This window comes from Blautia sp. CGZ-1-C1 (genome assembly GCF_056504575.1).
Genome location: NZ_JBWLUT010000078.1, coordinates 1 through 20,164, shown reverse-complemented (window position 1 = coordinate 20,164; position 20,164 = coordinate 1). Strand labels below are relative to the sequence as shown.

Genomic DNA, 20,164 nt, shown 5'->3' with positions numbered 1-20,164 from the left:
AATACCTCCTAAATTAGACTCTTCTGCGTTTTGGTGGACGGCAACCATTGTGTGGTACCGGAGTTACGTCACGGATGCTTGTTACTTCCAGTCCGCAAGCCTGAAGGGCACGGATTGCAGCTTCACGTCCTGATCCTGGTCCTTTTACCATAACGTCTACAGTTTTTAAACCATGAATAAGTGCAGCTTTTGTTGCAGTCTCAGCTGCCATCTGTGCTGCATAAGGAGTAGATTTTCTTGAACCTCTAAATCCAAGACCACCAGCACTTGCCCATGAAAGAGCGTTTCCTTCATTGTCAGTCAGAGTAACAATTGTATTGTTGAAAGAAGACTGAATATGTGCCTGTCCGTGTTCAACGTTTTTCTTGACACGACGTTTTGTAGTCGCTTTCTTAGTCACTTTAGCCATTTTAAAACTAACCTACACTTTCCTATTTATCAATCAAATATATGTTCCAAGAAACACCATGTTCACTAAATTCATTTTCTCGCTTTACTCGTCATTCATTAAGTGACCATGCAAGCTTCCTCATAAGATCAGCTTACGCTTATCAGATGTTTAAAGCTTTATTTATTTCTTCTTATTAGCTACTGTTCTCTTAGGACCTTTACGTGTTCTGGCGTTGGTCTTAGTCTTCTGACCACGAACCGGAAGTCCTTTACGATGACGGATACCTCTGTAGCATCCGATTTCCTGCAGTCTCTTAATGTTGAGGGCGATTTCTCTACGAAGGTCACCTTCTACTGTCATTGTTTCATCAATAACTGCGCTAAGTCTCTTAACTTCGTCATCAGTCAGATCTCTGACACGTGTGTCAGGATTAACTTCTGCCTTTGCAAGGATTCTTATCTGCGCTTGGTCTACCAATACCATAAATGTAGGTAAGACCGATTTCAATACGTTTTTCTCTTGGTAAGTCTACACCAGCTATACGAGCCATGTACTGTTTCCTCCATCTTCTACTTTGAAAGTCCTTGATGCCTGTACATCACTTACATTCGTAAAATACACTCCTGTAAGGTGAAATGGGATGTATCTGTCACTTCACTTTCTTATTTCTTAGTTCCTAATTGGGGTGCCTCGGTAAAACACCCAGCTGCAATTGGCGAAAAGCAGCCTTTCCGAATTATTGCGGCCAACGGGCCAACGTTGCCTCTCGGTATTAGGCAATACATGCTAAAACTATCTTAACAGTCTGAACAACCCTTCCGGGTGTCTCACACTGCAGCCGCACGTTACACAAACTCTAAACTGTCAATTAACCCTGACGCTGTTTGTGTTTTGGATTCTCACAGATTACTCTGATAGATCCTTTTCTTTTAATGATCTTGCATTTTTCGCAGATCGGCTTTACAGATGATCTTACTTTCACTGGAAATCCTCCTTCCGTAAATTCATTAAAATCTGCAGTTTTTTGAGCGCGCAAATACATACTACTCACGCGTTCGGCTTATATACTATCACACCAAAATATAAAATGCAAGCACTTTTTTGCGTAAAATCGCATTTTTTCATTTTCTCCCCCTTTTTCACGCACATAACATCTTAATTCCATCCCCGGAAAATTGTAATTTCTTCCCTAATCTCAGTTGCTTCACCTCCCCCTTTTGCCAATAACCAGCCTTTATCAGCAACCAGCTCTTACCAGTAACCAGCATAGAAAAATAATTCATTTCCTGTGCATTTGCAGGCGTCTTAGATATTCTTAGTACTTAAAAATCTGCGTTATGAGAAGAAAAGTCACTGTCTGAGCGCAGCGAGTAATCCAGACTTTTCTTCTCATGCTTTTAGCAGATTTTTAAGTACTTAGAATATCTTAGACACCGAAACCGCACAGGAAATGAATTATTTTTCTATGCGTCCCTTTATATAAATAAAAAAGAGAGCCAGATTTCTCCAACTCTCTTAGCAGTATAACTATAATCTTCCTATTTATCTCTCCAGATAATTCTGCCCTTAGACAGATCATACGGAGACAATTCAATCGTAACTTTATCTCCAGGAAGAATACGAATAAAATTCATACGTAACTTTCCACTGATATGTGCAAGCACCACATGTTTGTTCTCCAGTTCCACTTTAAACATCGCATTAGGCAGCTTCTCCAGAACAGTGCCTTCCACTTCGATTACATCTGCTTTTGACATTTTAAACCTCCTGTATGTCGTCCAATTATTTCGTAAGAGTCAGAATCTCCGGATCTCCGTCTGTAATAAGAATCGTATTCTCATAATGAGCAGACAAAGAACCATCCATAGTTACAACAGTCCACTCATCATCCAGCCATGCCACATCTGCACGTCCCAGATTGATCATAGGCTCTACAGCAAGTGTCATACCCGGCATCAGACGAACTCCTCTTCTCTTCTGCGGAAAATTCGGGATCTGCGGATCCTCATGAAGGTGAGTGCCGATTCCATGTCCAACCAGGTCACGGACAATTCCGTAATGATATTTTGCAGCGTGTGCGCCGATTGCCTTGGAAATATCATTCAGATGATTTCCTGCACGAGCAACCTTAAGTCCTTCAAAGAAACACTCTCTGGTCACATCCATCAGCTTACGCGCCTCCGGTGAAACCTCACCGACCGCATAAGTTCTCGCTGCATCAGAATGATACCCCTTATAAATAAGACCGGCATCAATCTTTACAAGATCTCCCTCCTGAATAATCTTCTCCTCAGAAGGGATTCCATGAACTACTTCATCATTCAGACTGATACAAAATGACGCCGGAAAGCCTCCGTAGTTCAAGAAATTCGGGATACAGCCCATATCACGTATCATCTGTTCTCCGATACGGTCAATCTCCTTGGTGCTCACTCCCGGTTTAATGTACGGGATCAGGCCATCATGCACTTTCTCAAGCAGATGTCCTGCCTCTCTCATAAGTTCAATTTCATGTTCTGTCTTGATAGAAACCGACATTTTACCTCCAGATGGTGTTTAAAAACACCCGATTACTCTCCCAGGATGGCAACAATATCAGCGAAAACTTCTTCGAGATCCTTTGTGCCATCTACTGATTTTAAAATTCCCTCTTTAGTATAATAATCGATCAGCGGCTGTGTCTGCTCATGATATACATTCAGACGTTTCTGAACTGTTTCAGGCTGGTCATCATCACGAAGAACCAGTTTCTCTCCACAAGTATCACAAACACCCTCTACCTTCGGTGCAGCATGCACTACGTGATAAGTAGCACCGCATTTTAAGCAGGCACGTCTTCCGGACATACGGTTTACAATATTGGAATCCGGAACATCCACATCGATTGCATAGTCAACTTTACTTCCCAGTTTATTCAGAGCCTCTGTTAAACACTCTGCCTGAGGAATTGTTCTTGGAAAACCATCCAGCACATAACCATTTGCCGCATCCGGCTGCTGAATTCTGTCTACAACCAGATCACAGGTCAGTTCATCAGGTACAAGAAGTCCCTGATCCATATAAGTTTTTGCTTTTTTACCCAGTTCTGTCCCATTTTTAATGTTTGCGCGGAAAATATCTCCGGTGGAGATGTGCGGAATCTGATATTTCGCAGCAATTTTCTTCGCCTGAGTTCCTTTTCCTGCTCCCGGTGCACCCAACATAATAATTTTCATAAGATATACCCTCCGTTTTCTTTTTTAGCAAATCAAGGCTGTGATGCAATGCACCACAACCTCTCATTTTTAATTGTTCAGGAAGCCTTTGTAATTACGTACGAGAAGCTGTGACTCAATCTGCTTCACAGTTTCGAGGATAACACCAACAACGATGATGATGGACGTTCCACCGAATGAAACATTTGCCCCGAATACACCATTAAAGATGAATGGGATCACGCACACAATAATAAGACCTACTGCACCTATAAATATAATATAATTTAAGATATTAGTCAAATAATCTGACGTAGGTTTTCCAGGACGAATACCTGGAATAAATCCACCCTGCTTTTTGATATTGTCTGCAACTTCCAGCGGATTGAATGTGATGGAAGTGTAGAAATATGCAAAGAAAACGCAAAGTACGATGTAAAGAAGCAGACCCCATGTATACTGAAGCTGTTTCGGATTACACCAGTTATTAGAAGAAAGACCACGAAGAATCTCACTTCCGATTCCCGTACCATTACCTTTTCCTGTTAACTGTGCAATTACAGTCGGGAAAGACATAATGGAGGATGCAAAGATTACCGGGATAACACCTGCTGTGTTAACTTTCAGCGGAATGTTAGTGGACTGGCCACCCATCAGTTTTCTTCCGACCATTTTCTTGGAATACTGAACCGGAATTCTTCTCTCTGCTCCGTTAAGGATAAGTACCAGAACTACTACTACAAGGATAACAGCTGCAATAATGATTCCTGCAAGAGTACCTTTTGCAATTGTTTTTCCTTTGATAAAGTTCTCATACAGTAATGACAAATCGCTTGGCATTCTGGAGATGATATTAATAGTAAGTACGATGGAAATACCATTTCCAACGCCTTTTTCTGTAATACGTTCACCGAGCCACATCAGCATAGCTGAACCAGCTGTAAGGCAGGCAACAACTACAGCACCTTTGAAGAAGTTCAGATCCGGAATCATACCCTGACGTCCGAATCCGATTGCCATTGCAATTGATTCAAATAAAGCAAGACCTACAGTTACATAACGAGTAATTGCAGTCATCTTCTTTCTTCCCTCTTCACCATCTCTCTGCATCTCTTCCAGTGCCGGAATTGCAATTGTGAGAAGCTGAATGATAATGGAAGATGTGATGTAAGGTGTGATGTTCAATGCGAAAATTGACATTCTTTCAAATGAACCACCGGTAAACGCATCAAAGAAATTGAATGCGTCTCCGGCGTTGCTGCTGAACCACTGTTTGAAGAAGTCACTGTCAACACCCGGTACCGGAATCTCGGCAGCCGATACGGATGATAAAAATCATCCATATCAGATACAACAGCTTGCGTCTCATTTCTTTCACTCTAAAAACATTTTTAAGAGTTTCAAACATTAGATCACCTCTACTGTACCACCAGCAGCTTCAATTTTTGATTTTGCAGTCTCGCTGACAGCGTTTACTTTGACATTAAGTTTCTTTGTCAGCTCACCATTTCCAAGAATTTTAACGCCATCGGCGATCTTGGAGATTGCACCGCTTGCAAGTAAGCTTTCTGCTGTAACTTCTGCACCATCTTCGAAACGGTTCAGTACGTCAACGTTGATTGCAATAATCTCTTTTGTATTTCTGTTTTTGAATCCTCTCTTAGGCAGACGTCTGTATAAAGGCATCTGACCACCTTCAAATCCCGGTTTCTTGTGACCGGAACGAGCTAACTGTCCTTTGTGTCCTTTACCGGCTGTTTTACCGTTTCCAGAACCATGTCCACGGCCTCTTCTGAAGTTATCGCTGTGCTTAGAACCTTCTGCTGGTCTTAAGTTTGATAATTCCATGTTGGCACCTCCTTATTATTATTTCAAATCTATAAGTTCAGATCGTATCTTTTCTGAATATGTTTCTGTATGTTCCCACTACTCTTGTGAATAACAGGCTCATATCAGATCCATAGCAGAGTTCTCTCTGGTTAAATCGCAATTAAGCTTCTTCAACCTTTACCAGGTGCTGTACCTGCTGAATCATTCCTCTTGTTGCTGCGTTATCCGGCATTTCAACTGTTTTGTGCATTTTTGTAAGACCCATAGCTGCAACAGTTTTTTTGTGCTTCGGAACTGCACCAATAGGAGATTTTACTAATGTAACTTTTAATGTGTTTGCCATTTTTGTATTTCCTCCTTAAGCCAGAATCTCATCAACAGATTTTCCGCGAAGTCTAGCAACTTCTTCCGGAGTTTTTAACTGTCTTAAGCCTTCGATTGTTGCAAGAACAACGTTCTGTTTGTTTCTGGATCCCATACATTTTGTACGGATGTTTTTGATACCAGCTAACTCAATTACCGCACGGGCAGGACCGCCGGCGATAACTCCAGTACCTTCCGGAGCTCTCTTCAGAAGCATTTCAGCGCTTCCGTATTTTCCAACGAAGTCATGTGTAATAGAGTTGTTCTCATCTCTTGCTACTGTTACTAATTTCTTCATAGCATCCTCTTTTCCTTTGCGGATAGCTTCAGGAATTTCAGCTGCTTTACCTAAACCTGCACCAACGTGTCCGTTGCCGTCACCTACAACAACTAAAGCTGTGAAACGGAAGTTACGACCACCTTTAACAACCTTGGTAACACGCTTGATTGATACTACTTTATCTTCTAATTCTAACTGACTAGCATCAATAAGATTACGTTTCATGTGTTTCGCTCCTCCTTATTAGAATTTCAGCCCAGCTTCTCTTGCTGCGTCTGCCAGTGCTTTAACTTTACCGTGGTAGATATAGCCTCCTCTGTCGAAAACAACGCTTTCGATGCCAGCTTCAACAGCTTTCTTACCAATAACGGTTCCTAAATGTGCAGCTGCTGCTACATCATCAGTGTTCTCTAACTCAGCTCTTACTTCTTTCTGAAGAGTAGAAGCAGATACTAAAGTTTTTCCTACAGTGTCATCAATAATCTGAGCATACATATGCTTGTTGGAACGAAATACTGCTAAACGAGGTGTTGTTGCAGTTCCGTTTAAATGATGACGTAATCTTCTATGCTTATTCTCACGAATTTTCGCTCTAGATGCCTTATTTACCATTTTCTCACCCTCCTAAATTATTTCTTACCAGTCTTACCAACTTTACGTCTGATAACTTCATCAACATATTTGATACCTTTACCTTTGTATGGCTCAGGTCTTCTCTTGTCTCTGATCTCAGCTGCAAACTGGCCGACTTTTTCTTTGCTGATACCGGATACGATAATCTTGTTACCATCAACTTTGGTTTCGATTCCGTCTGGATCTTCCATTTCTACCGGATGAGAGTATCCAAGGCTAAGTGTGAGCTTCTTGCCCTGTTTTGCTGCTTTATAACCTACACCGTTAACTTCAAGCTCTTTTGTATAGCCTTCGCTTACACCAACAACCATGTTGTGGATTAAGCTTCTTGTTAAACCGTGAAGAGATTTCATTTTCTTTAAGTCGTTTGGTCTGGAAACTACTACATGACCATCTTCAACTTTGATTTCCATTTCTGTAGGAAGTGCTCTTTCGAGTGTTCCTTTTGGTCCTTTTACAGTTACTACGTTGCCTTCAGCGACAGTTACTTCTACGCCTGCAGGAATAGCAACCGGAAGTCTACCAATTCGTGACATATGTTTGTCCTCCTTACTTAGATTATCGGAGAGGATGCTACATCCTCTCTGTTTTTCAGTTTGTTCTCTATAAAAAATCTTGGTTCAAATTACCAAACGAATGCTAATACTTCGCCGCCAACCTGAAGTTTGCGAGCTTCTTTATCAGTAATAACACCTTTGTTTGTAGAAAGAATTGCGATTCCAAGTCCACCAAGAACTTTTGGAAGCTGATCCTTACCTGCGTAGATACGAAGACCAGGTTTGGAGATTCTCTTTAAACCAGTGATGATTTTTTCGTTTTTATCTTCACCATATTTCAGTGTGATATGAAGAGTTTTAACAACTCCATCTTCAACTAAATCGTATTTTGCAATATATCCTTCATCAACAAGGATGTTAGCAATTGCAATTTTCATCTTAGATGCCGGAACATCTACTGTGTCGTGTTTTGCAGTGTTTGCGTTACGAATTCTTGTAAGCATATCTGCGATTGGATCGCTCATTGTCATGTTAGTTTCCTCCTATTATTTCAGACTTTACATGTGCATATATATTAATAATTTACATTGTTACCTAATTTTAAATCTCGTTTGGACACATGATCGAACTGATAAAATCAGCCGATCGTTTATTTATATTTAAATCCGGTTCCTACCAGGAAGCCTTCTTAACGCCCGGGATCTGTCCCTTGTAAGCTAATTCACGGAAGCAGATTCTGCAGATTCCGTATTTTCTTAAAACAGAATGTGGACGTCCACAAATATTGCAACGTGTATATTCTCTTGTGGAGAATTTCTGTTTGCGCTGCTGTTTGATTTTCATTGCTGTTTTAGCCATGAATCGTTCCTCCTATTACTTTGCAAACGGCATATTGAATAATGTCAGTAATTCACGAGCTTCTTCATCAGTCTTAGCTGTAGTAACGAAGATGATGTCCATACCTCTTACTTTGTCAACTTTATCATATTCAACTTCCGGGAAGATAAGCTGCTCTTTGATACCCAGAGCATAGTTTCCACGGCCATCGAATGCGTTCGGGTTGATACCACGGAAGTCACGTACACGAGGAAGTGCAAGGTTGATCAGACGATCAGCGAACTCGTACATTTTTTCTCCTCTTAATGTAACTTTACAACCGATCGGCATACCCTCTCTGATTTTAAAGTTAGCGACAGATTTTTTAGCTTTAGTAGCGATTGCTTTCTGTCCTGTGATAAGTTCCATATCTGCGATTGCAGCATCAAGAAGCTTAGCGTTTTCTTTGGCTTCACCAACACCCATATTGATTACGATCTTGTCGAGTTTTGGCACTTCCATAACATTTTTGTATCCAAATTTTTTGGTCATGGCATCCATGATCTCATTTTTGTACATTTCTTTTAATCTACTCACTTGTCATGCCTCCTCTCTTAATTAATCGATAACCTTACCGGTCTTTTTAGCAACGCGGACTTTTTTGTCGCCGTCCATCTGGAATCCTACTCTTGTAGCCTGTCCATCAACAACCAGCATAACGTTGGAGATGTGCAATGGAGCTTCTTTTGTGATGATTCCGCCCTGCTGATTTGCAGCAGATGGTTTGCTGTGTTTTGTAACTTTGTTGATATTCTCAACAACAACGGTATTGTCTTTTGCGTTAACTGCAAGGACTTTACCCTCTTTGCCATTATCTTTACCAGCGATAACTTTTACAGTATCACCTTTTTTAATTTTCATAGCTGACATTAGGCACCCTCCTATAATACTTCCGGAGCTAAGGAAACGATCTTCATGAATTTCTTCTCACGAAGTTCTCTGGCAACTGGTCCAAAGATACGTGTTCCTCTCGGAGTTAAGTCGTCTTTAATGATTACGGCAGCATTTTCATCGAAACGGATGTAAGATCCGTCTTTACGACGAGCGCCTTTTTTAGTTCTAACTACAACAGCTTTTACAACGTCACCTTTTTTAACAACGCCGCCTGGTGTTGCATCTTTAACAGTAGCAACGATTGTATCGCCAATGCTTGCATATCTTCTTGTAGAGCCGCCCATAACACGAATACAAAGGATTTCTTTTGCACCAGTGTTGTCGGCAACTTTCAGTCTAGTTTCCTGCTGGATCATACTGGTCTCCTCCTTATTTAACTTTCTCTACGATTTCAACCAGTCTCCATCTTTTATCTTTGGATAACGGTCTGGTTTCCATAACTTTTACGGTATCACCGATATTGCACTCATTGTTTTCGTCATGAGCTTTTAATTTATATGTTCTCTTCACGATCTTTTTGTAAAGAGGATGTTTTACATGGTCTTCAATAGCAACTACAATGGTTTTGTCCATCTTATTGCTGACAACCTTACCCACGCGGGTTTTTCTCAGATTTCTTTCCACGATAGTTTCCTCCTATTATTTGGAAGCGTTAGCCTGCTCAGTAATTACTGTCTGGATTCTTGCAATGTTCTTGCGAACCTCTTTAATGCGGCTTGTATTCTCTAATTGATTAGTTGCATTCTGAAATCTCAGATTGAAAAGTTCTTTTTTAGCAGCTACTAATTCTTCATTTAATTCTGCAGCTGATTTTGCCTTTAAATCTTCCACGAATTTATTAATTTTCACTGTTATCACCGCCTTCTAAGTCTGCACGAGAAACGATTTTACATTTACATGGTAACTTGTGCATTGCAAGACGTAATGCTTCACGAGCGATTTCTTCTGAAACGCCTGCAATTTCGAACATTACACGTCCTGGCTTAACAACTGCTACCCAGTATTCAAGGGCACCTTTTCCGGAACCCATTCGTGTTTCTGCTGGTTTCGCTGTTACTGGTTTATCTGGGAAAATCTTAATCCAAACCTGACCACCACGTTTGATATAACGTGTCATAGCAACACGGGCTGCCTCGATCTGATTGGAACGGATCCAACACGGTTCGGTTGCAACAAGTCCGAATTCACCATAATTGATTTTATTACCTCTAAGGGCTTTTCCTCTCATGGAGCCACGGAATTGTTTACGACGTTTTACTCTTTTTGGCATTAACATTATTTATCGCTCCCTTCCTTAGTTCCTTTTGTTGGAAGTACTTCGCCATTGTAGACCCAAGCTTTTACGCCAACTTTGCCGTATGTTGTGTCTGCTTCTGCGAATCCATAGTCAATATCTGCACGAAGTGTCTGAAGCGGAATAGTTCCTTCGCTGTAGAACTCTGTACGAGCCATATCAGCACCGCCAAGACGTCCGGATACGGATGTTTTGATACCTTTTGCTCCGGCCTTCATTGTTCTCTGCATTGTAGATTTCATAGCACGTCTGAAAGAGATACGGTTCTCAAGCTGTAAAGCAATATTCTCAGCTACTAACTGAGCGTCTCTGTCTGGTCTCTTTACTTCTTTGATATCTACGATAAGTTTTTTGTCTGTGAATTTCTTTAATTCAGCTTTAACTTTTTCAATCTCAGCGCCGCCTTTACCGATTACGATACCAGGTTTAGCTGTGTAGATGATGATCTTAACTCTGTCAGATGCTCTTTCGATTTCGATTTTGGAAACACCTGCGCTGTATAATTTCTTTTTAAGGAATGTTCTGATGTTGTAGTCTTCTACCAGGTAATCAGCGAAGTCTGCATCAGCATACCATCTTGAATCCCAATCCTTGATAACACCGACTCTAAGGCCATGTGGGTTAACTTTCTGTCCCATGCTTTTCCTCCTTATCTTTCATCCAGCACGATGGTGATATGGCTTGTTCTCTTTTCGATTCTGTAAGCTCTACCCTGTGCTCTTGGCTGAATTCTCTTCATTGTAGGTCCTTTATCTGCATAGCAGGCTGCAACGTAGAGGTTGTCTGCATTCATTCCGTTGTTATTTTCAGCATTTGCAATTGCTGACTCAAGAAGTTTCTTGATAACGCTGGAAGCGTATCTTGGGTTGTATGTTAAGATACCAAGTGCTGTCTGCACATCTTTACCGCGGATTACATCTAACACGTAGCAGGCTTTCTGAACAGAAATTCTTGCGTAAGATAATTTTGCAGACGGTCTTGTCTCTCTATTACTCTCATTTCTGGCTCTTTTTATCTGGCTTCTATGTCCCTTTGCCATTTTAAAGTGCCTCCTTTCCTTTTTCTCTCAATATCAGGTTAACCTGTCCGCTGTCTCATGGGCAGCAGACAGAATATAAAGTCAAATACTAGCGAACACCGGATTTCTTTTCGTCTTTTCCGTGTCCTCTGTAGGTTCTGGTTGCAACGAACTCACCGAGCTTGTGGCCAACCATATCTTCTGTTACATATACCGGCACGTGTTTTCTTCCGTCATGGACAGCGATTGTGTGTCCTACGAAGGACGGGAAGATTGTAGAACGGCGTGACCAGGTTTTGATAACGGATTTGTCATTTGCAGCGTTTAATGCGTCTACTTTTTTAAGTAAGCTGGCATCTGCAAAAGGTCCTTTTTTCAGTGAACGAGACATGCTTAATCCTCCTTATTATTTCGATAATGCTTTTCCATCGCGTCTTCTTACGATGAGCTTGTTGGACGGTTTGTTTTTCTTTCTTGTCTTCAGACCAAGAGCAGGTTTTCCCCATGGAGTGCATGGACCTGGACGACCGATACCGGTCTTTCCTTCACCACCACCATGTGGATGGTCATTCGGGTTCATTACGGAACCACGAACAGTAGGTCTGATACCCATGTTACGTTTACGTCCGGCTTTACCGATGTTAATCAGGTTGTGATCTCCGTTTCCGACAACGCCTACAGATGCGCGGCATACGATCGGAACCATTCTCATTTCACCAGATGGCAGACGCAGTGTTGCGTATTTGCCTTCTTTAGCCATTAACTGAGCGCCGTTTCCAGCAGAACGAACCATCTGTCCGCCCTTTCCAGGATGAAGCTCAATGTTGTGTACCATAGTACCAACCGGGATAAGCTCTAATGGTAAGCAGTTACCAACACGAACTTCTGCATCAGCTCCGTTCATAACTTTCTGACCTACTTTTAAGCCTTCCGGTGCAAGGATATATGCTTTCTCGCCATCTACATAAGAGATAAGAGCGATGTTTGCTGTTCTGTTTGGATCATACTCGATGGAAACTACTGTTGCAGGGATTCCATCTTTTCTTCTCTTGAAGTCGATGATTCTGTATTTTCTTCTGCTTCCGCCTCCGCGGTGTCTAACTGTGATCTTACCCTGGTTGTTACGTCCAGCGTTTTTCTTTAAAGACACGGTAAGAGATTTCTCTGGTGTAGATTTTGTGATCTCTGAGAAATCGGAACCAGTCATATGTCTTCTAGACGGTGTATATGGGTTATAACTTTTGATTCCCATTTTTGTTCTCCTTTCAAATTTGTCCTCACGCTTTTGAATGCGTATAATCGCTATCTGTTAATTAAAGTCCTTCGAAGATTTCGATTTCTTTGCTGTCTTCTGTCAGAGCTACGATAGCTTTTTTGGTTTTAGCAGTTGTTCCAACTGTCATACCACGGCGTTTTTTCTTTCCATCCATATTCATGGTGTTAACGCTCTTTACTTTTGTTCCTTCGAACATTTTCTCTACAGCTTCTTTGATCTGAGATTTGTTTGCTTCCGGATGAACTAAGAAAGTGTATTTCTTTTCAGCCATTGCATTCATAGATTTTTCTGTAATCACTGGTTTCTTGATTACGTCATAGTACTTGATATCAGCCATTATGCATATACCTCCTCGATGGATGCTACAGCATCTTTGGTTACGATTACGGTGTTGTGGTTCATAACATCGTATACGTTGATAGTACTTGGAGTTGCAGTCTGAACATCAGTGATGTTTCTTGCGGAAAGGATTACGTTCTTGTCATCTGTTGCTGTGATAACCAGAGCTTTCTCAGCTTTCAGGTTTGTAAGAACTTTCTGCATTTCCTTTGTCTTAACATCTGCTAATGTAAGAGCATCAACAACTACTAATTTATTGTCCTGAACTTTGGAAGTCAGAGCAGATTTTAAAGCAGCTCTTCTTTCTTTCTTGTTCATTTTTACTTCATAATCTCTTGGTACCGGAGCGAATACAACACCGCCGCCAGTCCACTGTGGTGCACGGATGGAACCCTGTCTAGCATGACCTGTTCCTTTCTGTCTCCACGGTTTTCTTCCGCCGCCGCTTACTTCAGAACGTGTTTTAGCTTTCTGAGTACCCTGGCGATTATTTGCAAGCTGACGAACAACAGCAAGGTGAACAAGATGCTCATTGACTTCTACGCCGAATACTGCATCATTCAGTTCCATTGTTCCAACTTCGTTGCCTTCCATATTATAAACAGTTACGTTTGCCATTTGTGTGCTCCTCCTTTCTTATTATAAGGACTTTACTGTCTCTTTGATTGTTACCAAAGATTTCTTAGGTCCTGGAACAGCACCTTTAACTAACAGTAAGTTATTTTCTGTATCTACGCGTACGATCTCAAGGTTCTGTACAGTAACCTGAACATTTCCCATATGACCTGGCATGTGTTTTCCTTTGAATACCTTGCTCGGATCAGAACAAGCACCATTGGAACCTGCATGACGGTGATATTTGGAACCATGAGCCATAGGTCCTCTTGACTGACCATGTCTCTTGATCGCACCCTGGAAACCTTTACCTTTGGAAACAGCTGTTGCATCAATGTGATCGCCGTCTGCAAAGATATCAGCTTTAATTTCCTGTCCTACTGTATATTCAGCAGCGTTATCAAATCTGAACTCTTTAACGAATCTCTTTACTGCAACGCCAGCTTTGTCAAAGTGTCCTTTTTCCGGTTTGTTAACAAGGCTTTCTCTGATGTCTCCGAATCCAACCTGAACTGCTTCGTATCCATCGTTCTCTTCTGTCTTAACCTGAGTTACGACACAAGGACCAGCCTGTAAAACTGTTACCGGAATCAACTGGCCGTCTTCATTGAAGATCTGAGTCATTCCGACTTTAGTAGCTAAAATAGCTTTCTTCATTCTTTCTTCCTCCTTATAGCGGATTACCGATTACCGGCAATCATATAGTAAATAGCTTAATGCTTATAGCATTATCATAGTTGAGACACCATCGTCACTAAATTTGCTCTCGCTCATTAAGTGTCGAGGTGGGCTTTCTCACTAAATTCGCATTACATACTCATTAAGTGTTCAATGCCTTATTTAGTCTTCATTTTGATATCGATGTTAACACCTGCTGGCATTTCCAGTCTTGACAGAGCATCTACTGTCTTCTGTGTTGGTGTAAGGATATCAATCAGTCTCTTATGAGTTCTCTGTTCGAACTGTTCTCTGGAATCTTTGTATTTATGAACGGCTCTTAAGATTGTAACAACCTCTTTCTTAGTTGGAAGTGGAACCGGTCCGCTTACCATTGCCCCGTTCTTTTTAACAGTTTCGATGATTTTTGCTGCTGATGCATCTACTAACTGATGATCATAAGCCTTTAATGTGATTCTCATTACCTGATTTGCCATAAAAAAAGTCTCCTCCTATTCGTACTTTTCAAGCAGTACGACAAGCGGCGACTGTACACATCTCCGTGTGTGTCTTTCGAATTCTTAGCACACACGCCATCCCTGGATGGTCTTCTGAACTTGTACAGTGACTTGTCGTCAGTTTTCAAACTTGACATTCGCTCCACGGAAAACCTGCCATCTCTGTGGCAGCAACCTCGCGCTTCATTGCTATCAATGTCACAACAATTGAGAGTATACACGACCTCTCAGAAAAATGCAAGTGTTTTTTTCATTTTTTTATTATTTTTTTGTATTTGATTCCGTACAATATTTTTAAGACTTTTTATCCATCATATATGATGTTTCTATATAATTATATTTAGTCAAGCGGATATTCGCAATCCGCTTCGCTACGTAGCTCTACGTAGAACGAACAGTAACCATTAACTCCGATCCTTACAGCTATAATCATCAATATTAATATAGAAAGAACGTGTTTCTTCTATATTATATAGGAAGAAACACGTTCCATTATTATTTCATTCTTCTGTTTTATTTCTCCAGTGTCTGCCCTTCTGCTCTGACAGGCTTCTCATCTGCAATGATATCAGAATAATCAAACAATGTAACCTTTGTCACATCATCTCTCACGATATCCGGGGCATCGCCCTGATTCTTTGCACTCTCTGCGATCTGCGCAGCTGACCATGACGGAATTACCATTCGTTTGATTTCTACAGGTTTCTCTTCGTCTGCTTCTTCCTCTTTCTCTACAGGCTTTCTGTCAGAAGCGCTCATCATCTGTTTGAGCTGTTCTTTTACCTGTGGCACGATCACCTCAGTTTTTCCGGAAATAACTTCCCGCTGTGCCTGTGGCTGCTGCACCACTGGCTGCACTGGTTTTTCAGTTTTGAGTTGCTCATCTGCGGTAGCCGCTGCAATCTCTTTTTTAAGAAGTTCATGTGCTTCGCTTGTAGCTGCCTGTACTGCTGTTGGCTGTTCTGGCTGTGTCGGTTCCAGATCGTCTTCATAGATCTCATCTACAAAGCCACCTGTCTTAATTTTCTTTCTCTCCGGCGCTTTTCCCTTCTTACGTGCACGTTCTTCTTTCTTTATCTGACGTTCTTCTTCTTTGTAACGTTTTTCTCTTGCTTTCTCTTCTTTCTTAAGTTCCTTTTTGCTCTTGACATAACCTGGTTCTGTATCTGTGTCATCATAATCATCCTGTGGTTCTTTTTTCAAAAGCTCCGCAACTATGTAAAGGATGATAAGGAAAAGAACAGCAAGTCCAAGAATAATAAGACCTTCTATACTCTCTGTAGCAGTCAGAAGATATCCTACATATCCAATCGTGATAACAACCTTCGGAATATACTTCTTTACTTCAACAGTAATAGGTTCTGCATCCTTATCTGTAGAATCTACCACTTTAAAAATATTATTCTCTTTATCCATCTCTGTGATCATATATCGATATGCTTTAGAATCACTCTGATAAAGAATAAAATCGCCTACGGCTGCTTCTGAAGCTTTCGCTGGGATTGCATAAGTAACGGATCCTATCGGCAGGTTTGTCTCCTTGCCGGAATCATCCATGATTTCTGTTGTGATTCCAAAGAACGGCGGAACTGCCAGACCAACAACACAGACAATGGTGCATATCACTATAAAATGTACAATAAATTTCAGAAATTTTGACATCTGTTACGCTCCTCATTTTTATTCTTTCGCATAACTGTTCAACACTTCGCAGTTATCTTTTTGCTCATTATAACCTGTTTTTTTCGTACGGTCAACTTATAATCACCCATAATACGACAAAACACACCCGGAAAGCGGTCTTCCCTTCCGGATGTGTCCGATATTCTGAGAAATCATTTTGAGATTACTGATTACTTAAATACTCCTCAATGCTTGTCATAGCAGCCGCTTCATCATCACCATTTGCAGATAATGTAATTTCTTCTCCCGCATCAAGTCCAAGAGTCATCATGCCCATAATGCTCTTTGCGTTCACGCGTTTCTTTCCAATCTCTACATAAATCTCACTGTTAAACTGGCTTGCAACCTGCACCAGCTGTGCTACCGGACGTGCTTCCAGACCTGTGGATAAATTAATGGTGATTGGTTTTTTGATCATAATAATTCTCCTCCTTGTTTCTCCCGCAGTTCGTCAGCCATTGCACTCAGCTTTCTCAAGCGGTGATTGACTCCCGATTTGCCCACCTGTGGGCTCAACATCATTCCTAATTCTTTTAATGTAGCTTCCGGATATTGCATCCGGAGTTCTGCAATCTGTGCAAGCCCCTCATTAAGCTGTTCAAATCCCATTCTTTGCTGAATCAGCCTGATGTCCTCTATCTGCTTGACAGCTGCATTTACTGTTTTATTAATATTCGCAGTCTCACAGTTAACTTTTCTGTTTACAGAATTTCTCATTTCTTTCAGTATACGGATGTTCTCCAGGTCCATCAATGCTACGTTAGCTTCCATAACTGCAAGCATATCCACGATCTGCGCACCTTCCTTCACATAGACCACATATGATTTCTTGCGCTGTACGATCTTAGCATCTACTGAAAAACTACGAATGACCACCTGTAACTGTTCTGCCTTTCTTACATCAGGACACACAATTTCAAAATGATACCCTTTCTCCGGATCACTGATTGAACCCGATGCCAGAAAAGCTCCCCTGATAAACGCCCGCTTGCAACAATTCTGCTGTACCAGCAGCATATCCGCCAGCATAAGCGCACCATGGCCGACACTGTCCGCGACAAGCCTTAACGCCTGAAAAATTACCTGGATCTCTTCGGGATCAGATATCTCAATCACATATACCTTTACCCGCTTCAGGTGGCTGTTCTCACGTACAGATACTTCTCTCTCTATATTAAATGTTTTTTGTAATAATGTAAAGCACTTTCTTGCAACTGCTTCATTTTCCGTCTGGATCTTTAATTTGCTCTCCCCTGAAAAATATTCCATTTTTCCACAGGAACACAACATTGCAGCCAGTTCCGCCATTTTACAATGTCTGGCAGATCCAATCTGTCTGAAAAGTTCTTCCTTTACCATCCCCGAAAAAGACATCTCTTCTGTATCATCCTTCCTGTTTTTTTACCAGACGGTCTTTCTCTACATCTCTGTGTTCCAGCCTGAAACCATATTTTGTATTCTTTGAAAGTCTGGAGTATAATTCTCTCGCCAGTGTGACAGAACGATGTTTTCCCCCGGTACATCCAATTGCAATCACAAGATTTGTCTTTCCTTCTTTCACATAATTAGGAATAAGGAAGTTTATCATATCCTCCAGTTTATCTGCAAATGCTCTTGCGGTATCACAGTCCATTACATAATTAAAAACACGTTCATCCAATCCTGTCAGCGGCCTTAATTCATCTATATAATACGGATTCGGCAAAAAACGAACATCAAATACAAGATCCGCATCCGCCGGAATTCCATATTTAAATCCAAATGATAATACAGAAATCATCATATTGCAGAATTCCTGATTATCAACGAATATCCTGTCAATCTCCTGTTTCAGTTCCCTTGTCAGAAGATGGCTGGTATCAATAATGTAGTCTGCTCGCTCTTTCAAAAAACGCATCTTTTCTCTTTCCAGCCGAATCCCATCATCAACTCTTCCGCCCATAGCAAGCGGATGACTCCTTCTGGTCTCCTTATATCTCTTAACCAGAACGCTGTCCTGGGCATCCAGAAACAGGATTTCAAAATCATATCCTGCCTTCTTCATTCTGTCCAGAACAACTTCCAGTTCATCTAATGAACGTCCGCTTCTGGCATCGATTCCCAACGCAACATTCTGTACATCTTCTCCATGTATCTCCGGCATCAGTGATGCAAATTTTTCCAGCAAAGGAATCGGAAGATTATCTACGCAAAAATAATTTGCGTCCTCCAGCATTTTTAATGCAGCGGTTTTTCCGGCACCTGATACTCCTGTAACTATTACAAAACGCATTTTTTATCTCCTGTCACCTAATACATCGTTTTCGAAATAACTATACCACTTATCTACACACTCAAATCCGCATTCTGCGTAATCGGTATAGTTATTTACGAAACGATGTACTAATCTGTAAGTCTGTATCTTCGAAATCTCCAAGGAACTTTACTTCCGGTTCAAGAGTCACGCCAAACTGCTCTTTTACTTTATCCTGCACATCCTTAATCAGTCTGCACACATCTGTCGCAGTTGCATTTCCCTTGTTAATCACAAATCCGCAATGCTTCTCTGACACCTGTGCACCACCAGTCTGATATCCACACAGTCCTGCATCCATGATCAGTTTTCCTGCAAAATATCCCTCCGGGCGTTTAAACGTACTTCCTGCGCTCGGATACTCTAAGGGTTGTTTGCTTACTCTCTGCTCTGTCAGCTCTTTCATTCTCGCCTTAATTACTTCCTGTTCTCCCTGTTCCAGAACGATTACTGCGCCAAGCACCAGATATCCTTTTTTCTTAATGATACTTGTACGGTACCCCATTTCCAGTTCTTCCGCCGGAAGTGTAAGAATTTCTCCTTTTTCAGTCATAACGGTTACTTCTTTCAGGATGTCTTTCATCTCACCGCCATAAGCACCCGCATTCATGACAACTGCGCCACCTAATGTTCCCGGGATTCCTCCGGCAAACTCAAAGCCTGTCAGAGATGCATTCTTAGCTGCAGCGGCAATCTGAGATAGCAAAGCGCCCGCCTTTGCACGAATCATATTCCCCTCTGCCGTAATCTCACCATAGTTTCTGTAAAGCTGTATGATTACGCCTCTGTAGCCGGCATCACTTACCAGAAGATTGCTTCCATTTCCCAAAATAAAATATGGCAGTTTTTCATCACTGCATATCTTAATAATCTCCTGCAATTCCTCCTGTGAAGAAGGCAATAAAAAACAATCTGCCGGACCACCAATGCGAAATGTCGTGTGACGGTTCATCGGTTCATTTACCTTGACTTTCTCTTTCCCCAGCAGATCAGTAAATTTCTCTATTATATTCTGATTCATAGATTTCATTCCTCAATCTTTCTATTTTATTATTTTGTCACTGAGAACGGAGTAAACAGTAACATTATTTTTTGTATCTGTGCTTCCTGTCAGATTTTCCAAGCAAATCTTTAACCACCACACCGGCCAGCATCATTCCTGCTGCTCCCGGCATGAAAGAAATACTTCCATGCATCTGTATATCTGATATTTTCTCTCTTGAGGAAAGCACCTTTACTTTTCGGATTCCTTTTTTACGCAATTTTGTTCTTATCTGTTTCGCTATCGGACACAGAACACTTCTGGAAATATCCATAATCTCCAGTTTTGACGGATCCATCCTGTCGTCTGTACTCATACAGGATATGATTGGCGTTTTACTGATCTTTGCATTCTCAATCAGTAAAAGCTTAGATTCCACAGTATTCATGGCATCTATAATATAATCATAATTTTTCAGATCAAACATTCCGGCTGTTTCATTATTATAAAACGTTTCGTATGTGTGCACCA

Annotated in this window: 32 protein-coding genes and 2 pseudogenes; all 34 read right to left on the bottom strand. The window is 41.2% G+C overall.

Going from position 1 to position 20,164, the window contains the following annotated elements; all coding sequences use genetic code 11:
- Positions 1-13: 13 nt before the first annotated feature.
- Entirely contained in the window at positions 14-409 is a 396-nt protein-coding gene (rpsK, locus tag AC058W_RS05935; protein ID WP_019162483.1) for a 30S ribosomal protein S11, read from the bottom strand.
- A 162-nt stretch (positions 410-571) separates the two neighbouring features.
- Positions 572-941: pseudogene (gene rpsM / locus AC058W_RS05930) on the bottom strand (30S ribosomal protein S13).
- A 318-nt stretch (positions 942-1,259) separates the two neighbouring features.
- A complete protein-coding gene (gene rpmJ, locus AC058W_RS05925; protein WP_003497809.1) occupies positions 1,260-1,373 on the bottom strand; it encodes a 50S ribosomal protein L36 in 114 nt (37 codons plus the stop codon).
- 556 nt (positions 1,374-1,929) lie between these two features.
- A complete protein-coding gene (gene infA, locus AC058W_RS05920; protein WP_005428560.1) occupies positions 1,930-2,148 on the bottom strand; it encodes a translation initiation factor IF-1 in 219 nt (72 codons plus the stop codon).
- A 25-nt stretch (positions 2,149-2,173) separates the two neighbouring features.
- Complete coding sequence (map, locus tag AC058W_RS05915; RefSeq protein WP_117675245.1) at positions 2,174-2,929, bottom strand: type I methionyl aminopeptidase; 756 nt, start codon at positions 2,927-2,929, stop codon at positions 2,174-2,176.
- A 32-nt stretch (positions 2,930-2,961) separates the two neighbouring features.
- A complete protein-coding gene (locus AC058W_RS05910; RefSeq protein WP_008707277.1) occupies positions 2,962-3,606 on the bottom strand; it encodes an adenylate kinase in 645 nt (214 codons plus the stop codon).
- 69 nt (positions 3,607-3,675) lie between these two features.
- Positions 3,676-4,993 (bottom strand): annotated as a pseudogene (gene secY / locus AC058W_RS05905) (preprotein translocase subunit SecY).
- Positions 4,993-5,433 (bottom strand): 50S ribosomal protein L15, encoded by a 441-nt coding sequence (gene rplO, locus AC058W_RS05900; protein ID WP_008707274.1) that lies wholly within the window; start codon positions 5,431-5,433, stop codon positions 4,993-4,995. Before rplO ends, secY begins: the two are co-directional and overlap by 1 nt.
- A gap of 142 nt (positions 5,434-5,575) precedes the next feature.
- On the bottom strand, positions 5,576-5,758 hold the full coding sequence (rpmD, locus tag AC058W_RS05895; RefSeq protein ID WP_008707273.1) for a 50S ribosomal protein L30: 183 nt from the start codon (positions 5,756-5,758) through the stop codon (positions 5,576-5,578).
- A 15-nt stretch (positions 5,759-5,773) separates the two neighbouring features.
- Entirely contained in the window at positions 5,774-6,283 is a 510-nt protein-coding gene (gene rpsE / locus AC058W_RS05890; protein WP_117675251.1) for a 30S ribosomal protein S5, read from the bottom strand.
- An 18-nt stretch (positions 6,284-6,301) separates the two neighbouring features.
- Positions 6,302-6,670: a 50S ribosomal protein L18 gene (rplR, locus tag AC058W_RS05885; RefSeq protein ID WP_019162491.1), complete on the bottom strand. Its 369-nt coding sequence runs from the start codon at positions 6,668-6,670 to the stop codon at positions 6,302-6,304.
- Positions 6,671-6,687: 17 nt separating this feature from the next.
- A complete protein-coding gene (rplF, locus tag AC058W_RS05880) occupies positions 6,688-7,227 on the bottom strand; it encodes a 50S ribosomal protein L6 (RefSeq protein ID WP_008707270.1) in 540 nt (179 codons plus the stop codon).
- Between the two features lie 89 nt (positions 7,228-7,316).
- Positions 7,317-7,718, bottom strand: coding sequence for a 30S ribosomal protein S8 (gene rpsH / locus AC058W_RS05875; RefSeq protein WP_019162493.1), 402 nt, complete (start codon positions 7,716-7,718; stop codon positions 7,317-7,319).
- 142 nt (positions 7,719-7,860) lie between these two features.
- Positions 7,861-8,046: a type Z 30S ribosomal protein S14 gene (locus tag AC058W_RS05870; RefSeq protein ID WP_008707268.1), complete on the bottom strand. Its 186-nt coding sequence runs from the start codon at positions 8,044-8,046 to the stop codon at positions 7,861-7,863.
- 15 nt (positions 8,047-8,061) lie between these two features.
- A complete protein-coding gene (gene rplE, locus AC058W_RS05865; protein ID WP_117675253.1) occupies positions 8,062-8,601 on the bottom strand; it encodes a 50S ribosomal protein L5 in 540 nt (179 codons plus the stop codon).
- A gap of 21 nt (positions 8,602-8,622) precedes the next feature.
- Positions 8,623-8,934: a 50S ribosomal protein L24 gene (rplX, locus tag AC058W_RS05860; protein WP_008707266.1), complete on the bottom strand. Its 312-nt coding sequence runs from the start codon at positions 8,932-8,934 to the stop codon at positions 8,623-8,625.
- Between the two features lie 11 nt (positions 8,935-8,945).
- Positions 8,946-9,314, bottom strand: a complete 369-nt coding sequence (gene rplN, locus AC058W_RS05855) for a 50S ribosomal protein L14 (protein ID WP_008707265.1) — start codon at positions 9,312-9,314, stop codon at positions 8,946-8,948.
- A gap of 13 nt (positions 9,315-9,327) precedes the next feature.
- Complete coding sequence (rpsQ, locus tag AC058W_RS05850) at positions 9,328-9,582, bottom strand: 30S ribosomal protein S17 (protein WP_008707264.1); 255 nt, start codon at positions 9,580-9,582, stop codon at positions 9,328-9,330.
- A 15-nt stretch (positions 9,583-9,597) separates the two neighbouring features.
- Positions 9,598-9,807, bottom strand: a complete 210-nt coding sequence (rpmC, locus tag AC058W_RS05845) for a 50S ribosomal protein L29 (RefSeq protein ID WP_020994114.1) — start codon at positions 9,805-9,807, stop codon at positions 9,598-9,600.
- Positions 9,797-10,234, bottom strand: a complete 438-nt coding sequence (rplP, locus tag AC058W_RS05840) for a 50S ribosomal protein L16 (RefSeq protein WP_008707261.1) — start codon at positions 10,232-10,234, stop codon at positions 9,797-9,799. Before rplP ends, rpmC begins: the two co-directional genes overlap by 11 nt.
- Entirely contained in the window at positions 10,234-10,890 is a 657-nt protein-coding gene (gene rpsC, locus AC058W_RS05835) for a 30S ribosomal protein S3 (RefSeq protein ID WP_117675254.1), read from the bottom strand. Before rpsC ends, rplP begins: the two co-directional genes overlap by 1 nt.
- 11 nt (positions 10,891-10,901) lie before the next feature.
- Positions 10,902-11,291 (bottom strand): 50S ribosomal protein L22, encoded by a 390-nt coding sequence (gene rplV / locus AC058W_RS05830; RefSeq protein WP_008707257.1) that lies wholly within the window; start codon positions 11,289-11,291, stop codon positions 10,902-10,904.
- 88 nt (positions 11,292-11,379) lie between these two features.
- Positions 11,380-11,661: a 30S ribosomal protein S19 gene (gene rpsS, locus AC058W_RS05825; protein ID WP_008707255.1), complete on the bottom strand. Its 282-nt coding sequence runs from the start codon at positions 11,659-11,661 to the stop codon at positions 11,380-11,382.
- Positions 11,662-11,676: 15 nt separating this feature from the next.
- Entirely contained in the window at positions 11,677-12,522 is an 846-nt protein-coding gene (gene rplB / locus AC058W_RS05820) for a 50S ribosomal protein L2 (RefSeq protein ID WP_008707253.1), read from the bottom strand.
- Positions 12,523-12,583: 61 nt separating this feature from the next.
- Complete coding sequence (rplW, locus tag AC058W_RS05815) at positions 12,584-12,883, bottom strand: 50S ribosomal protein L23 (protein ID WP_117675256.1); 300 nt, start codon at positions 12,881-12,883, stop codon at positions 12,584-12,586.
- On the bottom strand, positions 12,883-13,503 hold the full coding sequence (gene rplD, locus AC058W_RS05810; protein WP_008707249.1) for a 50S ribosomal protein L4: 621 nt from the start codon (positions 13,501-13,503) through the stop codon (positions 12,883-12,885). The genes rplW and rplD overlap by 1 nt, the downstream gene beginning before the upstream one ends.
- A gap of 21 nt (positions 13,504-13,524) precedes the next feature.
- The gene (gene rplC / locus AC058W_RS05805; protein ID WP_008707247.1) at positions 13,525-14,157 is read right to left on the bottom strand and encodes a 50S ribosomal protein L3; all 633 of its coding nucleotides are present in this window, start codon (positions 14,155-14,157) and stop codon (positions 13,525-13,527) included.
- Between the two features lie 179 nt (positions 14,158-14,336).
- A complete protein-coding gene (rpsJ, locus tag AC058W_RS05800; protein WP_008707245.1) occupies positions 14,337-14,654 on the bottom strand; it encodes a 30S ribosomal protein S10 in 318 nt (105 codons plus the stop codon).
- Between the two features lie 534 nt (positions 14,655-15,188).
- Positions 15,189-16,337, bottom strand: coding sequence for a hypothetical protein (locus AC058W_RS05795; protein ID WP_118136642.1), 1,149 nt, complete (start codon positions 16,335-16,337; stop codon positions 15,189-15,191).
- 184 nt (positions 16,338-16,521) lie between these two features.
- Positions 16,522-16,776 carry an HPr family phosphocarrier protein gene (locus tag AC058W_RS05790; protein WP_117675260.1) on the bottom strand — a complete coding sequence of 85 codons (255 nt, stop codon included), beginning with the start codon at positions 16,774-16,776 and terminating at the stop codon, positions 16,522-16,524.
- Positions 16,773-17,732: a DNA-binding protein WhiA gene (gene whiA, locus AC058W_RS05785; protein WP_118410872.1), complete on the bottom strand. Its 960-nt coding sequence runs from the start codon at positions 17,730-17,732 to the stop codon at positions 16,773-16,775. Before whiA ends, AC058W_RS05790 begins: the two co-directional genes overlap by 4 nt.
- 10 nt (positions 17,733-17,742) lie before the next feature.
- A complete protein-coding gene (gene rapZ / locus AC058W_RS05780) occupies positions 17,743-18,630 on the bottom strand; it encodes an RNase adapter RapZ (protein ID WP_118410873.1) in 888 nt (295 codons plus the stop codon).
- A gap of 91 nt (positions 18,631-18,721) precedes the next feature.
- A complete protein-coding gene (gene murB, locus AC058W_RS05775) occupies positions 18,722-19,672 on the bottom strand; it encodes a UDP-N-acetylmuramate dehydrogenase (protein ID WP_117675315.1) in 951 nt (316 codons plus the stop codon).
- Between the two features lie 64 nt (positions 19,673-19,736).
- Positions 19,737-20,164: tRNA threonylcarbamoyladenosine dehydratase (locus tag AC058W_RS05770; RefSeq protein ID WP_479389817.1), on the bottom strand; the 428-nt coding region annotated here is incomplete at its 5' end.

Coding starts and splice junctions, on each gene's coding strand:
- whiA (WP_118410872.1), bottom strand. CDS start 17,732: ATGTCTTTTTCGGGGATGGTAAAGGAAGAACTTTTCAGACAGATTGGA.
- rpsK (WP_019162483.1), bottom strand. CDS start 409: ATGGCTAAAGTGACTAAGAAAGCGACTACAAAACGTCGTGTCAAGAAA.
- rplV (WP_008707257.1), bottom strand. CDS start 11,291: ATGGCAAAGGGACATAGAAGCCAGATAAAAAGAGCCAGAAATGAGAGT.
- rapZ (WP_118410873.1), bottom strand. CDS start 18,630: ATGCGTTTTGTAATAGTTACAGGAGTATCAGGTGCCGGAAAAACCGCT.
- rpsJ (WP_008707245.1), bottom strand. CDS start 14,654: ATGGCAAATCAGGTAATGAGAATCACATTAAAGGCTTATGATCATCAG.
- AC058W_RS05870 (WP_008707268.1), bottom strand. CDS start 8,046: ATGGCTAAAACAGCAATGAAAATCAAACAGCAGCGCAAACAGAAATTC.
- AC058W_RS05790 (WP_117675260.1), bottom strand. CDS start 16,776: ATGATCAAAAAACCAATCACCATTAATTTATCCACAGGTCTGGAAGCA.
- rplP (WP_008707261.1), bottom strand. CDS start 10,234: ATGTTAATGCCAAAAAGAGTAAAACGTCGTAAACAATTCCGTGGCTCC.
- map (WP_117675245.1), bottom strand. CDS start 2,929: ATGTCGGTTTCTATCAAGACAGAACATGAAATTGAACTTATGAGAGAG.
- rpsS (WP_008707255.1), bottom strand. CDS start 11,661: ATGTCTCGTTCACTGAAAAAAGGACCTTTTGCAGATGCCAGCTTACTT.
- rplF (WP_008707270.1), bottom strand. CDS start 7,227: ATGTCACGAATTGGTAGACTTCCGGTTGCTATTCCTGCAGGCGTAGAA.
- rplO (WP_008707274.1), bottom strand. CDS start 5,433: ATGGAATTATCAAACTTAAGACCAGCAGAAGGTTCTAAGCACAGCGAT.
- rpsC (WP_117675254.1), bottom strand. CDS start 10,890: ATGGGACAGAAAGTTAACCCACATGGCCTTAGAGTCGGTGTTATCAAG.
- rplR (WP_019162491.1), bottom strand. CDS start 6,670: ATGGTAAATAAGGCATCTAGAGCGAAAATTCGTGAGAATAAGCATAGA.
- rplD (WP_008707249.1), bottom strand. CDS start 13,503: ATGGCAAACGTAACTGTTTATAATATGGAAGGCAACGAAGTTGGAACA.
- rpsE (WP_117675251.1), bottom strand. CDS start 6,283: ATGAAACGTAATCTTATTGATGCTAGTCAGTTAGAATTAGAAGATAAA.
- rplW (WP_117675256.1), bottom strand. CDS start 12,883: ATGGCTGATATCAAGTACTATGACGTAATCAAGAAACCAGTGATTACA.
- rplX (WP_008707266.1), bottom strand. CDS start 8,934: ATGTCAGCTATGAAAATTAAAAAAGGTGATACTGTAAAAGTTATCGCT.
- rpmD (WP_008707273.1), bottom strand. CDS start 5,758: ATGGCAAACACATTAAAAGTTACATTAGTAAAATCTCCTATTGGTGCA.
- rplC (WP_008707247.1), bottom strand. CDS start 14,157: ATGAAGAAAGCTATTTTAGCTACTAAAGTCGGAATGACTCAGATCTTC.
- murB (WP_117675315.1), bottom strand. CDS start 19,672: ATGAATCAGAATATAATAGAGAAATTTACTGATCTGCTGGGGAAAGAG.
- rplB (WP_008707253.1), bottom strand. CDS start 12,522: ATGGGAATCAAAAGTTATAACCCATATACACCGTCTAGAAGACATATG.
- infA (WP_005428560.1), bottom strand. CDS start 2,148: ATGTCAAAAGCAGATGTAATCGAAGTGGAAGGCACTGTTCTGGAGAAG.
- rplN (WP_008707265.1), bottom strand. CDS start 9,314: ATGATCCAGCAGGAAACTAGACTGAAAGTTGCCGACAACACTGGTGCA.
- rpsH (WP_019162493.1), bottom strand. CDS start 7,718: ATGACAATGAGCGATCCAATCGCAGATATGCTTACAAGAATTCGTAAC.
- AC058W_RS05795 (WP_118136642.1), bottom strand. CDS start 16,337: ATGTCAAAATTTCTGAAATTTATTGTACATTTTATAGTGATATGCACC.
- AC058W_RS05910 (WP_008707277.1), bottom strand. CDS start 3,606: ATGAAAATTATTATGTTGGGTGCACCGGGAGCAGGAAAAGGAACTCAG.